This window comes from Sphaerochaeta globosa str. Buddy, assembly GCF_000190435.1.
Classification (GTDB): domain Bacteria; phylum Spirochaetota; class Spirochaetia; order Sphaerochaetales; family Sphaerochaetaceae; genus Sphaerochaeta; species Sphaerochaeta globosa.
Window position 1 is genome coordinate 913,345 of record NC_015152.1, and the last position, 16,121, is coordinate 929,465.

Sequence of the window (16,121 nt, forward strand, 5' to 3'; positions counted from 1 at the left end):
CACTTTACCCTAGGGGATGCCAGCTGTCAAACAAAAAATGAGAAAAGTTTTTTATACAACGTAATAAATAGTTATAAAAGAAAGAAATAATGGTGATATTGAGAAGTAAAAAGCATTGTTGACTACTCAATATCACCGTATTTTTTCTATCCGATTCTTTTAAGGAAAAAACCCTCTTTTGCACAGTGTTGGTCGCCAACTGCAAATAGAGCGTTAGTTTGAGTATTTCTCTCTGTAACTGAGCGAAATAGGGTTTTCGAAAACCCTGTTGAGTAGAGTTTCAATCTTTTTGTACGGGTCGTTGGGAGGATTGACAATAAAAGCAAAGAGGTTCAAGTAATCAGAGAGATTGGCTCTGTCAAAACCGGAATGCGAGTTCAGGAACTGCTTGAGCTGTCGACAGCGCTGGTTGATTTCGTTCATTGGATTTTCCTTGTCAGGCAAGCCTTTGAGCGACTTCGAGCTATGAGCTTCACTCACCAAGTGCAGGTCTTTCACCAGACTGTCATGGCTTTTCTCTCTATCATGGACAAGGGTTGTCCCTGGCTCGATATGATGAAGGAATGCCTCCAACGTTTTCTTGGAGGATGTCTTTCCGTTCCCCTCGATGGTACAGAAAACATGGCCGGAGAGATCGCATCCTATCCCCATGCAGATCTGGTTTCGTGATAGACCACGATACTGCAGCCCATCCTCCTTCATCTGGATATCTTCTTTCCTCAGCTTGTAGAAGGTCTCATCGATGTAAGCTTTTCCCCTGAGAACAATAGTATCTTGGTATCCCCTGAGTGTAAGGCAGAGTTTGGATGTCCAGTAATTCGTTGTTGTGTCGCTGTTTCTGTTTGATTTCGATACTGAGTTGAAGCTCTGCATCCTGAACAAGCCGAGCAGATAATCCACCCATTCGCTTATGGGTATCTTGTGGTTGTCGAATATGGTGCCCGTTGTGACCGTGAAAGTCCTTTCGCAATCCGAACACCGGTAACGTCTGACATGGTTGCTCGTGAATCCGTATTTCTGGATCTTGAGGCTCTGGCAATACCGGCACTCCTGGGGTGCATAGGAGTTGAGAAGCTCACTTTCTTCGGTGTCCGAAATTGAGGGATGCTTCTTCTTGTAGTTGGACAGATTGATTGCATCAATGAATGATTGCAACGGGGTCGCATCGTCCTTGCCGGTCCAGGGTGTCTCCTTCCTGGATGAAGTGATATGCTTGGGCATTGTGGTAGTCCTAAGCATTGGGAGAACAATGGGCAGGGACTACCACATCTTCTGCTCCATCGCCCTCTCAATGCCTTATTACCTTACCACTAATTTCAATATTTTGCTAACAGTTTACCAACACTGTGCAAAAGAGGGTTTTAAGGAAAAACGCAAAAAACTTATTGTATCCGAAACATCAAATTCGTCTCATAGCGTATCAGAATCCTATACAGCTTCTCGGGCCAGACTGTTCGCAACCTTGCATCAGTGATGGGAATTTCCTCAATGTCGATACTCTGGACAGGAGTTTCGAAGATCAGGATTGACTCTTCTCCCAGCATGATTGTTGTCTCTTGCACCTCGGGCTTCTGCAGGCACATCAAAGAAAGCACAGGCTTATGGGTACTTTCAACACGCTCCTCAATGACAATGTCCTTTCCTTTTCTATGCGTTACCGTACGTTGGTAGGACTGAATCCCTGCTACCTTGTCATATGCCTCAGCGAGCTGAAGAGAGATTGAAGCATACCCCTTTGTCTGTACACGCTGGATAATCTCGCTTCTATACTCCCTTCCTGCAAGCTGTTCATAGGGAGGAAAATTGGTAAGGTTGTGATAGATCGAGCGCATCGTCCAAATTCCATACCGGTCCTTGGAGAACGTCTGCTTGGTGTATGTTTCCACCCCGACATCAATCAATACAGGCTTGTTGTTCTTGAACAGCGTGAAGCTGCCGGTATCGTTATGGTTGTGGCTATCGTCATTGCCGCCGGCTTTTACCGCTAGGGCATAGGTTTCATCACGACTGATGAAAACGCCGACACTCGGATAAAAATGGTCACTTTCCTGGGGGAAGGATGGGGTAACCGGCTTCTCTGATGCATGCACAAGCTCCAAAAGGCGATAGGTGAGATTGATCTGTTCGGGGAGGTCCCTCTCTCCCTTCTCTCGTAAATTGCTTGAGGCAAGGGCAAACTGCGCAAGCCTTTCGTCCCCGACGGCCTTTGCAAACAGATATTCTCGGATAGTGCAGCTGCCGGCAAGGGATGAGCAATCAGAGAAGTTGAAGTAGTAGGGACCCTGGGCATGCATATGACGGATATAGGAGGCAATATTTCTGATTTTCGGTTCTTTGAAGATTTCTTGGAAGGTATTGTTGCTTACTTTGTTAAGAATTTCCAGGCCCAAGTACAAGCACAACCCGGCATGTCTATAATACTGGGCTCCCTCGCTGCAGCATCCATCGTCGCCGTAGTCCTTGAGAAAACAATCGATGCTGGTACATGCCTTGGTGGCAACCTTCAGACGGAAATCTTGGTCGGTCGGGAGCAGGAACGTGCACAGCAGCACGTTCTGGGTACACCAAACAGTCCAATTGTTCATCGGCTCCTCACCGTTGCCCATCCACCAAAAATGCTCTGAAAGGTAGGGGGAGAATATTCGCTTCCCAATTTCATTGATGATACGCTTGGTGATCAAGGGAGAAACCTGTTCCAAGTCACCGGCAATGAGGGCATAGGTCTGTGAGAGCAACGCGCCGGTCTCGGCGCTGAACAGATCGATCACCGGCCGGCTCACATCGGCTAGAGGAAGTTGCTCGGTATCACGGATATAGCTGTTGTGTGCGGGAAGGCACCATGTCGTCTCCTCGCAAATAGCCCATAGTCCATCGATTATTGTAGTAAGCAGCTCCTCATCCCTTTTGATGCAGTATCCCAAAACCAAAGAGGCAAGCAGTACCCGACGCTTAAAGTAAGCAGTCTCATAGACAACCCTATTTCCCCTGCGGCTGAAGGCAAGGTAATCGGTAGCTAAAAGGGGAGGGAAGGCTTGTTTTTGTGCTGATTGCGCCCGCTTGACTACCTGCTCTGACAGGGTTTGGTTGAGTGATAGCCAATAAGCCCTATCGCCAGCCACGGGGGCGATGACATACGTATCGAGATAAGGAGGAAGGTTTTTAAGTAAGCTGGTAAGCATGATTAACTCCGTTTGCGCTGTAGGTGCTGCAAGTATTGGCGTGGTGATATACCTTCAACCTTCTTGAACACTTTACTGAAGTAAAAAGAACTCTCAAAACCAAGTTTATCGGCGACTTCATATATTTTCAAATCGCCCTTTGCCATCATTTCCTTGGCGGCAGCAATTTTGGCACTGGTAGTATATTCCACGAAACTGCAACCACCGTACCGGGAAAAGAGGCTGCTGAGGTAGTTCTGACTGAACCCAAACAGGAGTGCGACCTCTCCTAGGTTGAGCTTTCGAGCTACATTCTCCTTTATGTACTGTTGGATGTTGGCAACCACCTTGGCCCGATAATCCTGCTTGCGTGACTGCAGCTGTTCTACCAGTCCGTGAGCCAGCTGCCTCAGGTAAGTGCTGCATTGGGCGGTGGTTGCAGAGCTGTAAATCTGCCGATATCCCCCGCTCTCGTCCGCAAAAGCGCTTTGGACCAGATTCTGGCCGTCCGGCAGCAACGTAATGGCCATGTAGAGTATGTTGCTCGCAGTCTCAACTGCTTGCAAGGCTGAGATACATTGGTCCTGCATTTCCTTGGCAATATCCTCGATGACCTTCGCCAATTGGTCGGCATCCAACTCTTCAAAGGCACGGGTCAGACGGACCTTGAATGGACCGAGGTCGAAGCTAGAACCTTCAGTATTCTTTCGTTCCGCCATCAGGATGGTGTGTCCATCGCTTGAGGATGCCAGCAACTGCCGTGCCGAAAGGAAGGATTCATTGATATGGTAGGGATCTTGCACCGTAAGCCCCACGGAGCAGACCAACTGCACTGAGAAATAGTTGTAGATGACCTGCAAGGTTTTCTCGAGCACTTGGCGGATGATGGTTCTGTAATGTTCCGCTTGCTCAGATGTCAAGCAGAAGGTGATGGCCAAGTGATGCAGGTCGAGACTGGTAATGTAGGTGGTTAAATACCGGCCAAGGGTTTCCTTGAGCATTCCTACCGTACTGTAATACAAATTGACTTCCGCTTCTTCCTGCTTGGATTTGATCTCGACATAGCAGACTGCATACCAGCTTTCGTCGAAGGAGATTTGCAACTCCTGCTTCTGTTTCTCAAAGCTTTGGCGGGAGTCGATCAGGCCATTGAAGAGGCGAACGAAGAACTTGTCTCGGAAGGATTGCATGGCACTGCGTTCGAGCAGGGGAAATGTATGGCCGCTTTCTGCTTGCAAGGTCTCAAGCAACTGCAGCGCCTTTGTTACACTCGAACGAAGACTCTGTTCAGTCAGCTCAAGCTTAACCAAATAGTCTACCGCCTGGTAGGTCAAGGCTTCTTTCACAAAGCTGAATTCCTCATAGCTTGTCAACAATATGAACAATGGGATTCTTCCATACGTCTTAGAGCTCGCTTTCAGGACTTCCAGACCGCTTTTGATCGGCATTTTTATATCGGTGATGACAAGGTCCGGCCTCTCTTTGGCGATGGCATCTTCCAATTGTTTGCCGTTACGGGCTACGGCTACAATCTCTATGCCCAGTTCATTCCATGAGAGCATGGATTGCAGACCTACCAATACCAACGGCTCATCGTCGGCAATGATCAGTTTTGTGGCCATGGCCGGCCCTCCTTGGTGCGTTTCGGCAAACGAATTACTGCCTTAGTGTACAAACCCACCTCACTTTCGATGGATAGTCCAAAGTCACTTCCATAGGTGTACTCAATACGTTTTGCGACATTTCGGATGCCGATTTCACGGAACATGCCTTTGGCAGGAGAGCTTGAAGTACTAAAAACTTCTGCGATGGTCTTCTCATTCATACCCACCCCGTCGTCCTTGATGACCAATGTAACGGAATGCTCATTCTCCTCATATGCAGTAAGGGTAACCGTGCCCGCTCCTCCCTTGGGTTCGATGCCATGGAAAATGGCATTCTCCACCAAGGGTTGCAGGGTGAAACGAGGTATACCAACACTAAGGAACCTTCCCTCGATAAGATTCTGCAGAACCAAGGTTCCCCCGTACCGATACTTCTGGATGACGAAGTAGTCGTCAAGCAGTGCAAGTTCCGCTTCCAAGCTGATGATCGGCTCGTCCGCCTTACTTACGTTTTTCATAAGTCTCGAAAGGCTTGTTGTCATTTCTGCAATGCCGGGAGCCTTCTGCAACGTTGCCATCCACTTGATGGAGTTCAGGGTGTTGTACAGGAAATGGGGATTGATCTGGCTTTGGAGCATCCGATATTCCAACTCTTGTTTCTTCTTCTCATCGGCGATGCGGCGCTCCAGCAGTGAGTCGATTCGTAATGCCAGATCATTGATTCCTTTGCCGATATCTCCCAATTCGTCGTCCCACTCGATGGATGGGTCGCTGGAGAAGTCGCTATGGGCAATAGCTTTGACTCTTTCCTGGATTTTTGCGATGGGGCGGTTGAATAGACGGTTGAGCAATAGTGTCAGCAACAAACCGAACATCAAAACTACAACCATAATAATGGCAAGCAGGCCAAAGTACAGCGTGCGTTCGAAGCGGACCTTGCCTGAAGGCAGGCTTTGGGAGAGCGAAATATCCTGGAACCCCGTGGGACATGTTACCAACAAGTGTTTTCCGCCCTCCATCCGTACCGCATTGACCGTGGTTTGTTCCCCTGCAGTATCGAAATTCTGCTGGTCAAGCTGTGGAGTCGTGATGCGATGAAATTTGTTGTCCCTGATTTCATAGAAATATTCCCCGATGGTCAGGTAGAGTGATGAATCCTCACTGAGGGTATAATCCTTGATCAAATCAAGAATAAGGGATGCTGAAACGGCCAGATAGAGCTGACCGGTCACTTGTGTTGAGGATGAGCGGTTGATCACCCGTCTGATCGGCAGTACTTGCTCATCCTTGAGCAGGAAGGGGTCTTCACCGATGGGGCTCCAACCGGCATTCTCTGTATAGGAAAGGGGAAGGACCTGTTGCACGTTTGAAACCGTTACCGGTTTGCTGTCACTCATGGAAAGTCCGGTATGGATGAGCTTGGTATGGTGTATGTCAGTGATGATGATCCTGCTCACATAGCTTTGGGCAAGGTTGTTCATCACCTCCTCCTTGACCCGTTCATAGGTGACCAGGGCATTCTGGGTTCCCTCGGTTTCCAGATAGGCAAGGACTTGGGTGTTGGTAGTACTCCAGCGTACCAGTGAGTCGATGGCGATCATGCTCTCCCGGGCCTTCGCCCCGATGAACTGCAGGTTGAATTCGGTGGAGGAAATCTGACTTTGCAGAGCAAACGACCGAAAGAGGAAAAAACTGAAGGTTGCCACCAGTATGGCAAGGGTCAGGGTGAATGTTACAGTGATCAGTGTAATTTTCCCCTTCAGGGTTTTCAGTCGCATAGGCTCCTCCTTGCTAGAGTATGAGACCAGAGTCTTGGTTTCCGCAACCAGAAAGCAGATGGACAGGATTATCTTCGGAAAATTCTACAGGTTTGAGGATAAAAGTGCAGTATTTTCCCCTCTTGCGGAAAATTGTCGATATTTTGTGAAGCGAATTGCATAGCGTTGTGCAAAAATGGGCCGTACCCTTGATGATAGAAGCGAGGAATATCCTCAGCTTGTATGAACCGTAAGGAGGTTTATTCATGAAAAAGGCACTTACAATCATTCTGGTACTCTGCCTTGTGTTCAGTTCTGTGTTCGCACAGGGAACCAAGGAAGAAGCAGCAACCACAGCAGTAGGCACGACCACTCTTAAGTGGGCATTGTGGGATATCGCATCCACTACCTATTATGAACCGTTGATCAAGGCCTACGAAGCAAAGAACCCGAACGTCAAGATTGAGATGCTTGACCTCGGCTCTGCCGACTTTATGACCATGTTGAGGACTCAGCTTTCCGGTGGAGACTCTTCGATCGACGTAGTCACCATCAAGGACATCCCTGGATACAACAATTTGGTCAAGGGCAATCTCTTGATGAACCTGAACGACAAAATCAAGAGTGAGAACGTCGACCTCTCCCTCTATGGCGGCACCACCGACCAGATTTCTGTCGACAGCAAGCTCTACGGCATTCCGTTCCGCAGTGACTTCTGGGTTGTTTTCTACAACAAGGATGTCTTTGACAAGGCCGGCGTAGCATATCCGGACAATGATATGACGTTTGCTGAGTACGATGCCCTTGCTCGCAAAATGACCAGCGGAACCGGAGCCGGCAAGGTATATGGCGCCCATTATCATACCTGGAGATCTGCAGTCCAGCTCTTCGGTATCCTCGATGGCAAGAACACCATCGTCGATGGCACCTATAACTTCCTCAAGCCCTACTATGAGATGATCCTCAGCCAGCAGAAGGACGGCATTGTACAGAATTATGCCACCCTCAGGACCTCTTCCACCCACTATAGCGGTGTCTTCTACAACAATAGCGTCGCCATGATGAACATGGGCTCCTGGTTCATCGCCACCCTCATCAATCAGATCGACCAGGGCAAGACCGAGGTTAAGAACTGGGGTCTGGTCAAGTATCCTCATGCTGAAGGTGTTCCTGCCGGAACCACACTGGGAACCATTACCAGCCTTGGCGTCAGCAATGCTTCCAAGAAAAAGGATGCAGCATTTGATTTTGTGAAGTTCGTCACTGGTCCCGAAGGTGCTCAGATCATCGCCAAGACCGGAACGATTCCCTCCATCAAGGATGCTGAAGTCGTAAAGATCATCGCTTCCAAGCCTGGCTTCCCCGCTGACCAGAATAGCAAGGACGCCTTGCAGGTTGCAAAGACCTATCTCGAGATGCCCTTGCACGAGAGAGCCGGCGAAATCGAGGTTGTTCTCAATCAGGTCCATGATGAGATCATGACCAACAACATCAGTGTTGATGCAGGTCTTGCAAAGTTGAACGAGCAGGTTCAGAAGATTCTGGCCAAATAAGTTTTATGCAGTATCAGGTACAGGGGGCTTGTGCTCCCTGTACCCTCATGGTTACGAGAGGATGGTTTCATGGCCTCAAAGAAAGCTAACTTCAAAAAACAGTTGGTGGCGTATAGTTTTTTAGCTCCCAACTTCATCGGTTTTGCCATTTTTACACTGGTTCCCATTGTGTTTGCCGTTGTCTTGGCTTTTCTTCGCTGGGATGGTGCAAACCCCATTGAATGGGCAGGCTTATCCAACTTTACCGAACTGTTCGATGACGACCAGTTCAAGGCAGCACTGAAAAATACTATTGTCTACACCGCTGGTACGGTTCCCTTTACCTTGCTGGCCAGCTTATTTCTTGCGGTTATTCTCAATCAGGGAATCAAAGCCCGCAATTTTTTTCGAACGGTAAGTTTTTTCCCCTATATTGCATCGCTGGTTGCGGTTGCCGCTGTTTGGAATATGATTTTCAATCCCTCCAAAGGACCGGTCAACATGCTTTTGTATTCTCTTGGTTTTGAAAATGTCCCCGGATGGGCTGCAGACAAGGATTGGGCGATGATTACCATCATCCTTTTCAGTGTCTGGAAATATATGGGATATTACATGATTATTTACCTTGCTGGACTGCAGGGAATTAATCCGGAACTCTACGAGGCTGCAAACCTTGATGGAACAAACACCTGGCAACGATTTCGCTATGTGACTGTCCCTCAGCTCAGTGCAACGACCTTCTTTATTCTGGTGATGCTCACCATCCAGTGCTTCAAAGTCTATGATATCGTCTACATGGTAACCCAGGCGGGTCCGGGAACGGCTACGCTGGTTCTGGTCTACGACATCTATAATAAAGCGTTCGTCAGTTGGAATCTTGGCTCCGCAAGTGCAGTAGCCATGGTGCTCTTCGCCCTCGTCCTTGCTGTCACCCTGATCCAATTCAGGGCTGAGAAGCGGATTCGGTAGGGAGGTAAGGCATGCAAGTACATTCCAACAAACAAAAAGTAACGATGGCTCTTTTGTACACACTCTTGGTTCTTTGCTCATTGGCGATGCTGGTACCATTCATCTGGATGCTCAGCTCCTCGCTCAAGCTTGACAAGGATGTTTTTACCTTCCCCATAGAATGGATTCCTTCCAATCCACGCTGGATTAACTATGCAGAAATTTGGACTACCATCCCTTTGGGGCAATTTCTCAAGAACACGGTGAAGCTCACCCTTATTGTCACCTTCTTGCAGTTGTTGACTTCTTCCTTTGCAGCCTATGCTTTTGCTAAGTTGCAGTTCAAGGGTCGTGATTTTCTCTTCTTGGGATATATAGCTACCATCGCCATGCCTTGGCAGGTCTATATGGTCCCCCAGTTCATGATGATACGCTCGTTTGGCTTGAACAATACCCATTTGGCAATCATCTGCCTGCAGGCCTTCAGCGCTTTCGGTGTTTTCTTGATGAAGCAGTTTTACATGAGTGTGCCTGATGAGCTGTGTGAGGCTGCAAGAATCGATGGTATGAGCGAGTATCGGATCTGGGCTCAGATCATGCTTCCTCTCTCCAAGCCGGCTCTCTCCACCTTGACGATTTTTACCTTCGTCAATACATGGAATGACTTTCTCGGTCCCTTGTTGTATTTGACGAGGATGGAGTTGAAGACCATCCAAATCGGGTTGAGAATGTTCATCAGCCAGTACTCAAGCGAGTATGGCCTCATTATGGCGGCTAGTGTTGTCGCTCTCATTCCTGTAGTCATTGTGTTTCTTACCTTGCAGAAGTTCTTCGTCCAGGGTGTTGCAACGGCAGGGTTGAAGGGGTAGCAATGAGAGAAATCACAGAACAGACAGTAAAGAAGGCTCTCGATGAAGCTGCATGCCAAGTCAGAAGGAACCTGCCTTCGTTCACCTATCAATGCCAGAATCACTCATCGGTCAACAATTGGTATCCTGCAGTTGAAAACAACCAGTGGACCTGCGGATTCTGGCCGGGGGAAGTCTGTCTTGCCTATGAGCATACACAGGACCCGGTGTTTTTGCATGCAGCGCATATTCTGAGTGAAAGTTTTCTCTCAAGAATCGAGCGAAAAATTGAGGTGGACCATCACGATATGGGCTTTCTCTATACGCCCTCTTGTGTTTCCTTGTACAAGCTTGATACAAGTCTCAGGGCACGCAAGGCAGCCCTGCTTGCTGCCGACCAATTGCTTACCCGATTTCAGGAAAAGGGCTCCTTCCTGCAGGCTTGGGGACCGATGGGGGCACGGGAAAACTACCGCTTCATCATCGACTGTCTGATGAACCTGCCGTTGCTTTACTGGGCTAGTGAGCAGACTGGGGATGGAACGTACCGATCGATCGCCCTCAGGCATACCCAAACCTGTCTCGCTAACTCTTTCCGCCCCGACGGTTCGACATTTCATACCTTCTTCATGGATCCCGTGACGGGTGAGCCGGTACGAGGTGAGACGTGCCAAGGCTATCGGGCCGACTCATCCTGGGCCCGCGGTCAGGCATGGGGAATATACGGCCTTGCAATGAGTTATCGCTATACTGCCGATTCGGTGTGCGTCGCTCAGTTTAGAAAGGCTGCCGCCTACTATCTTTCCAAGCTTCCTTCAGATTTGATCCCCTACTGGGACCTTATCTTCACCGAAGGGGATGAGCCCCGCGACTCATCCTCAGCCTCCATTGTCGCCTGCGGGTTTTTGGAGATGGCATCGTTGCTTGACGATGAGAAAGAAGCGCAGTTTTACATCGCCTGGGCCAAGGCCTTGATGCAAAGCCTGTATGATTCCTATCGCGTCACCGATCCCGGTCTTTCCAATGGCTTGGTATTACATGGTACGTATTCTAAGAAATCACCCTATAATACCTGTACTCCCGAAGGGGTTGATGAATGCGTCTCGTGGGGTGATTATTTCTACATGGAAGCTCTGACCCGCCTAGGCGGTGATTGGGTTTCCTACTGGTAGGGGGATTGGATGACAAGAAGCGAATATGCAAAGCAGACAAGAATCTGCTTTCTGGATGACCGGGATGCAGTTGCCCACTATGTGAAAACGTGTGAGCAAGCTGAGCTGAAGAAAATTCTCACCGTCGCCGATGATGTAGTCAACCAATCATTTCTTTTCAATCTGCGATGGGATATGGAACGGACCTTTGAACCTGTGGTATTTACCGATGAAATCGATTGGCTTCATCAGCCCGGTGACGACAGCGAGTGGGTGTTTGCATTCAACCGGATGCGATTCTGGATTTGTCTGGGACAGGCGTATGCCTGCACCAAGGATGAAAAGTATGCCAGAACCTTTGCGCACCAAATGTGCGACTGGGTCAAACGGGTGAAGCGCACCGATCCCTTGTGTGCAAAGGCCTGGAGGTCCATCGAGGCAGGCTTACGCATGGAATACTGGACCAAAGCCATGCAGTACTTTTTGGATAGTCCTTCAATTACGGAAGAAGTTGTTGATGTATTTCTTTGTTCAATTACTGAACATGCCCAATTTCTCTATTCGGTGTGGGACAGTTACCATCTGATGAGCAACTGGGGAGTACTGGAGAACCATGGACTTTTTCTTGCTTCCCTTGCCATGCCGAAGAGTCAAACAAGTGATTCCTATACCAAGGAAGCGCTCAGGCGCCTTGCCTTGGAGATCCAAATACAGGTCTATGACGACGGGGTGCAGTGGGAGCAATCCCCGATGTACCACAATGAGGTCGCACATGATTTTCTGGATGTGGTGCTGATGGCCAAGCGGCTCTCGCTTCCCATCGATGACGCTATTGTGGAGAAGACTCACCTGATGTGCCTTGCCAGCATGGCTTGGCAGAAACCCGATGGGACTGAACCCTGCATGGGGGACAGCGATCGAATCGATCAGCGGGATATCGTAAGTAAAGGTGCCTATCTGTTTGGTGACGGGCGTCTCAAGGCAGCAGGCTATCCTCATCTGGATTTCGATTGCGTCTGGGATTTGGGTGCCAAGGCGATAGAAGCGTACGACCGGCTTCCCAGCACCAGAATGCAGCAAACATTGACAGTCCTCACAGAAAGCGGGAATGCAATCGTCAGGGATAACGATACGTACTTGAGGTTCCACTGCGGCACCTTGGGAGCAGGACACGGACATAGTGACAAGCTTCATTTCGACCTGTATGCCAATGGAGAGGATATTTTCGTCGACGCAGGTAGGTTCACCTATGTCCCGAAGGCTGAGCGATATGAGTTCAAGGACAGTACCGCCCACAATACTACCACCGTAGATAGAAAGAATTTTACCGTCTGTAAGGATAGCTGGGAGTGTTCCAAGCTCTCTGCTCCCCTTGGTTTTAGGGCGGTGCAGAAGGGGCCCTATTGTGCTCTACAGGGTAGTCATCAGGGATACTTGGATGTTGGGGTACTGCCCAAACGAACCATTATCACCCTTGGTGAGGGCTTGATTCTCCTTAGTGATGCCTTCTTGAGTGTGACAGAGCATACCTATCAGAGTTATTTGCATTTCAATGCCAGTGGCAAGGTGAAATTAACAGATGATGGTACGTTCTTTGAAAGCCCGAATTCCAAGGTGCAGGTGCTAGTCTGCTCGGGAGGTGGGGTCACCCAGTTTGTCAAGGCTACCAGGATGTCATGGCATTACAACCAACTTTCTGATAATAAGACGTTGGTAAGTGAAATAGAGACGGTTGGATTCGGCTCCTTGTTCACCCTGATTTCCGTTGACAAAGCGGACCGGTTTGTTCCGGCTAAACTCTCAAAGGTTCGGGTGATGAGCAATTTCAAGAAAATCCGCTTCGGTGATGATTGGATTGAGGCTGTCAAGGTCGAGCGTGGCAAGCAGTCCTTCACCGTCGTTGTTGCCCATCAGGAGTGGGCGACCCCCACCGATACCTTCAACGCCGATGGTTGCACCGGATTCGGTTCGGTTGTAGTCTTTGATACTGCAGCAGGGGAGAAGGAGATCGGGACGAGATTGTTCTGCTAGGGTTCACAACTCTGTTCTCCCATGCAACAATACCTTTGGATACCGCATGATTCGAAGGTAGCAATGAGGCGAATTACAACAGCGATTATCCTGGTATTGCTGGTTCTGTCCGGCTGTTCTCTCTTTTTGCAGGACACCTATTATTTTTATAGTATGTTTGATGGAACTGAGGACCCACCCTATGAATTCGAATTGCGTTCTACTTCCAGCGGATACACAATTTTCATGAGCAAGGGAAGGGAAGGTACAGGGTATACCCAGTCTGAGGCGCAAAGTCAAATTGTGTTGACAGATTTTTCCTTGACTTTGGATGGCGTGGCTCTTGCAACGGATGGAACCAAGTCGGTAGCCAAACTTGATGCGTATTGGCACGTGGTCCAGGAGTATGCCACCGGCCCCCTTATTAGAGGAAGGGACTACACCTTGGTAGGCACTACGAACGGCACTGATGTGAATAGATCTGAAACCATCCTCCTGCATATTCGGTAAGAAGTGAAAAGGAGTTATTTACAACCCCTTGCGATTTTGCTATGATGCCTAGACAGTTGCGCTAGTAGCACAATGGTTAGTGCTCGTGCTTCCCAAGCATGAGACGGGGGTTCGATTCCCCTCTGGCGCTCTTACCCCCTTGGTCTTCGGACTGAGGGGGTTTGTTGTATATAGAAAGACGAAGGCCGGATGCAAGACCCGGCCTTCGAGAGCACATACTCGTGGAACCAGCTTATTTGAATACTACGATGGCTTTCGGCTCCAACACCCTGAAGGTGAAGGACTCGGTTGCAAAGAGGGTGACTTCCTTGGTGTCATGGGTTTCATAGCCAATGGCGAAATCCTGTCCGATGGTCAGCTCGAGATTCTCATTGTTATAGGGAACCAAGAGGGCACCTTCAATGCTGGGAGCCAGGACAACCTTGGAGCCAAGCATTTTCTCCACCCTGTCCAAAAGGCTTTTTCCGTATGAATCCCGACTGAGCATCAGCCAGACCTGTTTGCTTACTACCAGGGTGTAGGGTCCGTGGATGAATCCCTTCTTGAGCAGCAGAACGCCTTCGGCGATCGAGGTCAGAACATCGTTGGGCTCACTTCCCAATGTGAGCACTTTATGCTCGGACGACTCTTTCAAACCCTTGATGCCACCCTTTGCATAGCCGTTATACACGGCGTTTTCTTCAAAGAGAGCGAGCTTTTCCAACGCGGCATCGAGGTTATCGTAATCGATGTCCTTTGCACCACGGGCAAGGTTGTCCAGTTCCCACTTATTAAGAGAGAAACGGATTCTTGCTTCGGTGAGCGGCTTGGCGGTATAGGTACCGGCCTTTACTTCGCCGTCATCGACCAAGGTAAGCCTGCCTTCACTGATAACTGTGAAGTCAATGCCTTTCGGGCCATCGACATCAACGACCTTGCGGGCGGTAAGACGGGAGAGCAATACTTCCTTTGCTCGTTTTTCTATTTCACTCCATGCTTGTGCAGAGAGCGGGGCAAGTTCTCGTTTAAACATATCCATAGTCAATTATCCTCCAATGTTATTGCTTCAGGTCGCCGATCGATAATGTGGAAGATTGGCTTAAAGCGTCTTCTGCACCGCCTTCTTCGACATCCAGTACCGAACCTTCGGTAAACAGATAGGTTTTCAGTTCATGATCCCATCCATCCATATTCCTTCTGAGCCATTCCAAGGTCATCACGGCGTGTTCAATCTCTTCGTCGCGGTTATGGGCCATGATTCCTTTGAGTTCAAAATCCTTGGATGTGTTAACTCTCTGGTTGTACCAGTCAACCGCTTCAAGTTCTTCCCTGAGACTGGTGATTGCACGAGAGATATCTCTCGTTTTTTCGTCTATTGCATCAAACGGTTCAGTGTAAGCCATGCTATCCTCCTGTTAAGACAATGTATCAATATCTATAATACTCATATTTTTGTGAGAAAGAAAGATGCTGGATAGCAGTTTTCCAAAGGGAAATAGATTCGTCGTCTCCATCTTCCTTGTATGTAAGTCCAGGTGGATAGCACAGGAAAAAATGACGAGCCATGTGTATTGAAACTCATGGGAAAGTACCATCTTTGGCAGTGTAATGAAATATTAGTATTTCAAATAGTGTACTAAAAGTAATAAATATATTCTTAAAGGTGTGTAAAACGTATCCTAATTAAGACAAAATCCTTACTGATTAAATACAAAATTTGTATTATACTTTTCATACAAACCTACTCCTAAACTTGCACTAAACGGAGGCTTTTTATGGCATTGAAATTCAAATCAGTTTTTACCCAGCTTCAGATGAAGATCATTTTTGGCGAATGGCCCGAGGGCTATAGAATTCCAACAGAAATGGAGTTGTGTGACCAATATGGAGTCTCGAGGGTTACCATTCGAAGGGCTCTCGATGGTTTGGTGACTCAAGGGTATATCTCCCGTACAAGGGGTCGTGGTTCATTTGTATTGTTCAAGCGATCAGTGGTTGGATTGGGCTATCCCCAGATTATTGAATCCGAAACAGAGGTTGCCCCAAAGGGCATCTACAAGCTTCTGCTTAAAGAACAAGTGGTAGCATCACAAACCGACAAAGTGCAATTCAATCTTTCCGACCGTCCTGAAGACAGCATGGTATGGCACTTCAAGAGCCTGCATATTGTCGATGGCAAGCCGTCGGTACTCAGTGACTTTTATGTTGCTCCCCGATTCGGGGCTCAGATAGCCGCGCTGGATGAGATGGGTAATGAATCCTTCTTTGAGGTGGTGAGTAAGCGATCCGGCCAACGGTGTCACTTTGTAAACGGCAAGGTGGCTGCGATAAATCCCAATGAGGAAATCTGCAATCAGCTTGGTATCGATTGTAAATCTGCAAGCCTCTGGTGTAGGGGTATGTGCGTACTCGACGATGGGACTGTTGTCGGTCGCAGTACAAAGGTTTTCAATGGACTGATGTACGAGTTTGCAGTAGAGAGTGGGGGAAATTTCAATATTGCAAGAGTGTAACAATTGACGAATACCTGTTAATTCACGATAAGCCTCTTTGATTTCCTTGTGTTTTTTTGACAACTGGAGTATACGTGTAAGTATAAGACACTTGTACATCATAAAGAGGCT

13 protein-coding genes and 1 tRNA gene are annotated in these 16,121 nt (G+C 48.4%); 8 read left to right on the forward strand and 6 right to left on the reverse strand.

What is annotated here, in order from left to right:
- Positions 1-213 precede the first annotated feature (213 nt).
- The 4 genes from SPIBUDDY_RS04285 to SPIBUDDY_RS04300 all read right to left on the reverse strand — a co-directional run bounded on the left by SPIBUDDY_RS04285 (position 214) and on the right by SPIBUDDY_RS04300 (position 6,540).
- Positions 214-1,221 (reverse strand): IS1/IS1595 family N-terminal zinc-binding domain-containing protein, encoded by a 1,008-nt coding sequence (locus SPIBUDDY_RS04285; RefSeq protein ID WP_013606063.1) that lies wholly within the window; start codon positions 1,219-1,221, stop codon positions 214-216.
- Positions 1,222-1,382: 161 nt separating this feature from the next.
- The gene (locus SPIBUDDY_RS04290; RefSeq protein WP_013606534.1) at positions 1,383-3,179 is read right to left on the reverse strand and encodes a heparinase II/III domain-containing protein; all 1,797 of its coding nucleotides are present in this window, start codon (positions 3,177-3,179) and stop codon (positions 1,383-1,385) included.
- Positions 3,180-3,181: 2 nt separating this feature from the next.
- Positions 3,182-4,780, reverse strand: coding sequence for an AraC family transcriptional regulator (locus tag SPIBUDDY_RS04295; RefSeq protein WP_013606535.1), 1,599 nt, complete (start codon positions 4,778-4,780; stop codon positions 3,182-3,184).
- Positions 4,765-6,540, reverse strand: coding sequence for a sensor histidine kinase (locus tag SPIBUDDY_RS04300; RefSeq protein WP_013606536.1), 1,776 nt, complete (start codon positions 6,538-6,540; stop codon positions 4,765-4,767). Before SPIBUDDY_RS04300 ends, SPIBUDDY_RS04295 begins: the two co-directional genes overlap by 16 nt.
- 245 nt (positions 6,541-6,785) lie before the next feature.
- Here SPIBUDDY_RS04300 and SPIBUDDY_RS04305 point away from each other — a divergent pair, with 245 nt between their 5' ends.
- The 7 genes from SPIBUDDY_RS04305 to SPIBUDDY_RS04335 all read left to right on the forward strand — a co-directional run bounded on the left by SPIBUDDY_RS04305 (position 6,786) and on the right by SPIBUDDY_RS04335 (position 13,648).
- Positions 6,786-8,072, forward strand: a complete 1,287-nt coding sequence (locus SPIBUDDY_RS04305; RefSeq protein WP_013606537.1) for an ABC transporter substrate-binding protein — start codon at positions 6,786-6,788, stop codon at positions 8,070-8,072.
- Positions 8,073-8,141: 69 nt separating this feature from the next.
- Positions 8,142-9,020 (forward strand): carbohydrate ABC transporter permease, encoded by an 879-nt coding sequence (locus SPIBUDDY_RS04310; protein WP_013606538.1) that lies wholly within the window; start codon positions 8,142-8,144, stop codon positions 9,018-9,020.
- An 11-nt stretch (positions 9,021-9,031) separates the two neighbouring features.
- Positions 9,032-9,868: a carbohydrate ABC transporter permease gene (locus SPIBUDDY_RS04315; RefSeq protein WP_013606539.1), complete on the forward strand. Its 837-nt coding sequence runs from the start codon at positions 9,032-9,034 to the stop codon at positions 9,866-9,868.
- Between the two features lie 2 nt (positions 9,869-9,870).
- A complete protein-coding gene (locus tag SPIBUDDY_RS04320; protein WP_013606540.1) occupies positions 9,871-11,019 on the forward strand; it encodes a glycoside hydrolase family 88 protein in 1,149 nt (382 codons plus the stop codon).
- Between the two features lie 9 nt (positions 11,020-11,028).
- Entirely contained in the window at positions 11,029-13,029 is a 2,001-nt protein-coding gene (locus SPIBUDDY_RS04325) for an alginate lyase family protein (RefSeq protein WP_013606541.1), read from the forward strand.
- A 63-nt stretch (positions 13,030-13,092) separates the two neighbouring features.
- The gene (locus SPIBUDDY_RS04330) at positions 13,093-13,518 is read left to right on the forward strand and encodes a hypothetical protein (protein ID WP_013606542.1); all 426 of its coding nucleotides are present in this window, start codon (positions 13,093-13,095) and stop codon (positions 13,516-13,518) included.
- Between the two features lie 58 nt (positions 13,519-13,576).
- Positions 13,577-13,648 (forward strand) — tRNA-Gly (locus SPIBUDDY_RS04335).
- Positions 13,649-13,750: 102 nt separating this feature from the next.
- Here the strand turns inward: SPIBUDDY_RS04335 and SPIBUDDY_RS04340 are convergent.
- On the reverse strand, positions 13,751-14,536 hold the full coding sequence (locus SPIBUDDY_RS04340) for a family 1 encapsulin nanocompartment shell protein (RefSeq protein ID WP_013606543.1): 786 nt from the start codon (positions 14,534-14,536) through the stop codon (positions 13,751-13,753).
- A gap of 19 nt (positions 14,537-14,555) precedes the next feature.
- Entirely contained in the window at positions 14,556-14,900 is a 345-nt protein-coding gene (locus SPIBUDDY_RS04345; RefSeq protein ID WP_013606544.1) for an encapsulin-associated ferritin-like protein, read from the reverse strand.
- 372 nt (positions 14,901-15,272) lie between these two features.
- Here SPIBUDDY_RS04345 and SPIBUDDY_RS04350 point away from each other — a divergent pair, with 372 nt between their 5' ends.
- Positions 15,273-16,010: a GntR family transcriptional regulator gene (locus SPIBUDDY_RS04350; RefSeq protein ID WP_013606545.1), complete on the forward strand. Its 738-nt coding sequence runs from the start codon at positions 15,273-15,275 to the stop codon at positions 16,008-16,010.
- Positions 16,011-16,121 lie beyond the last annotated feature (111 nt).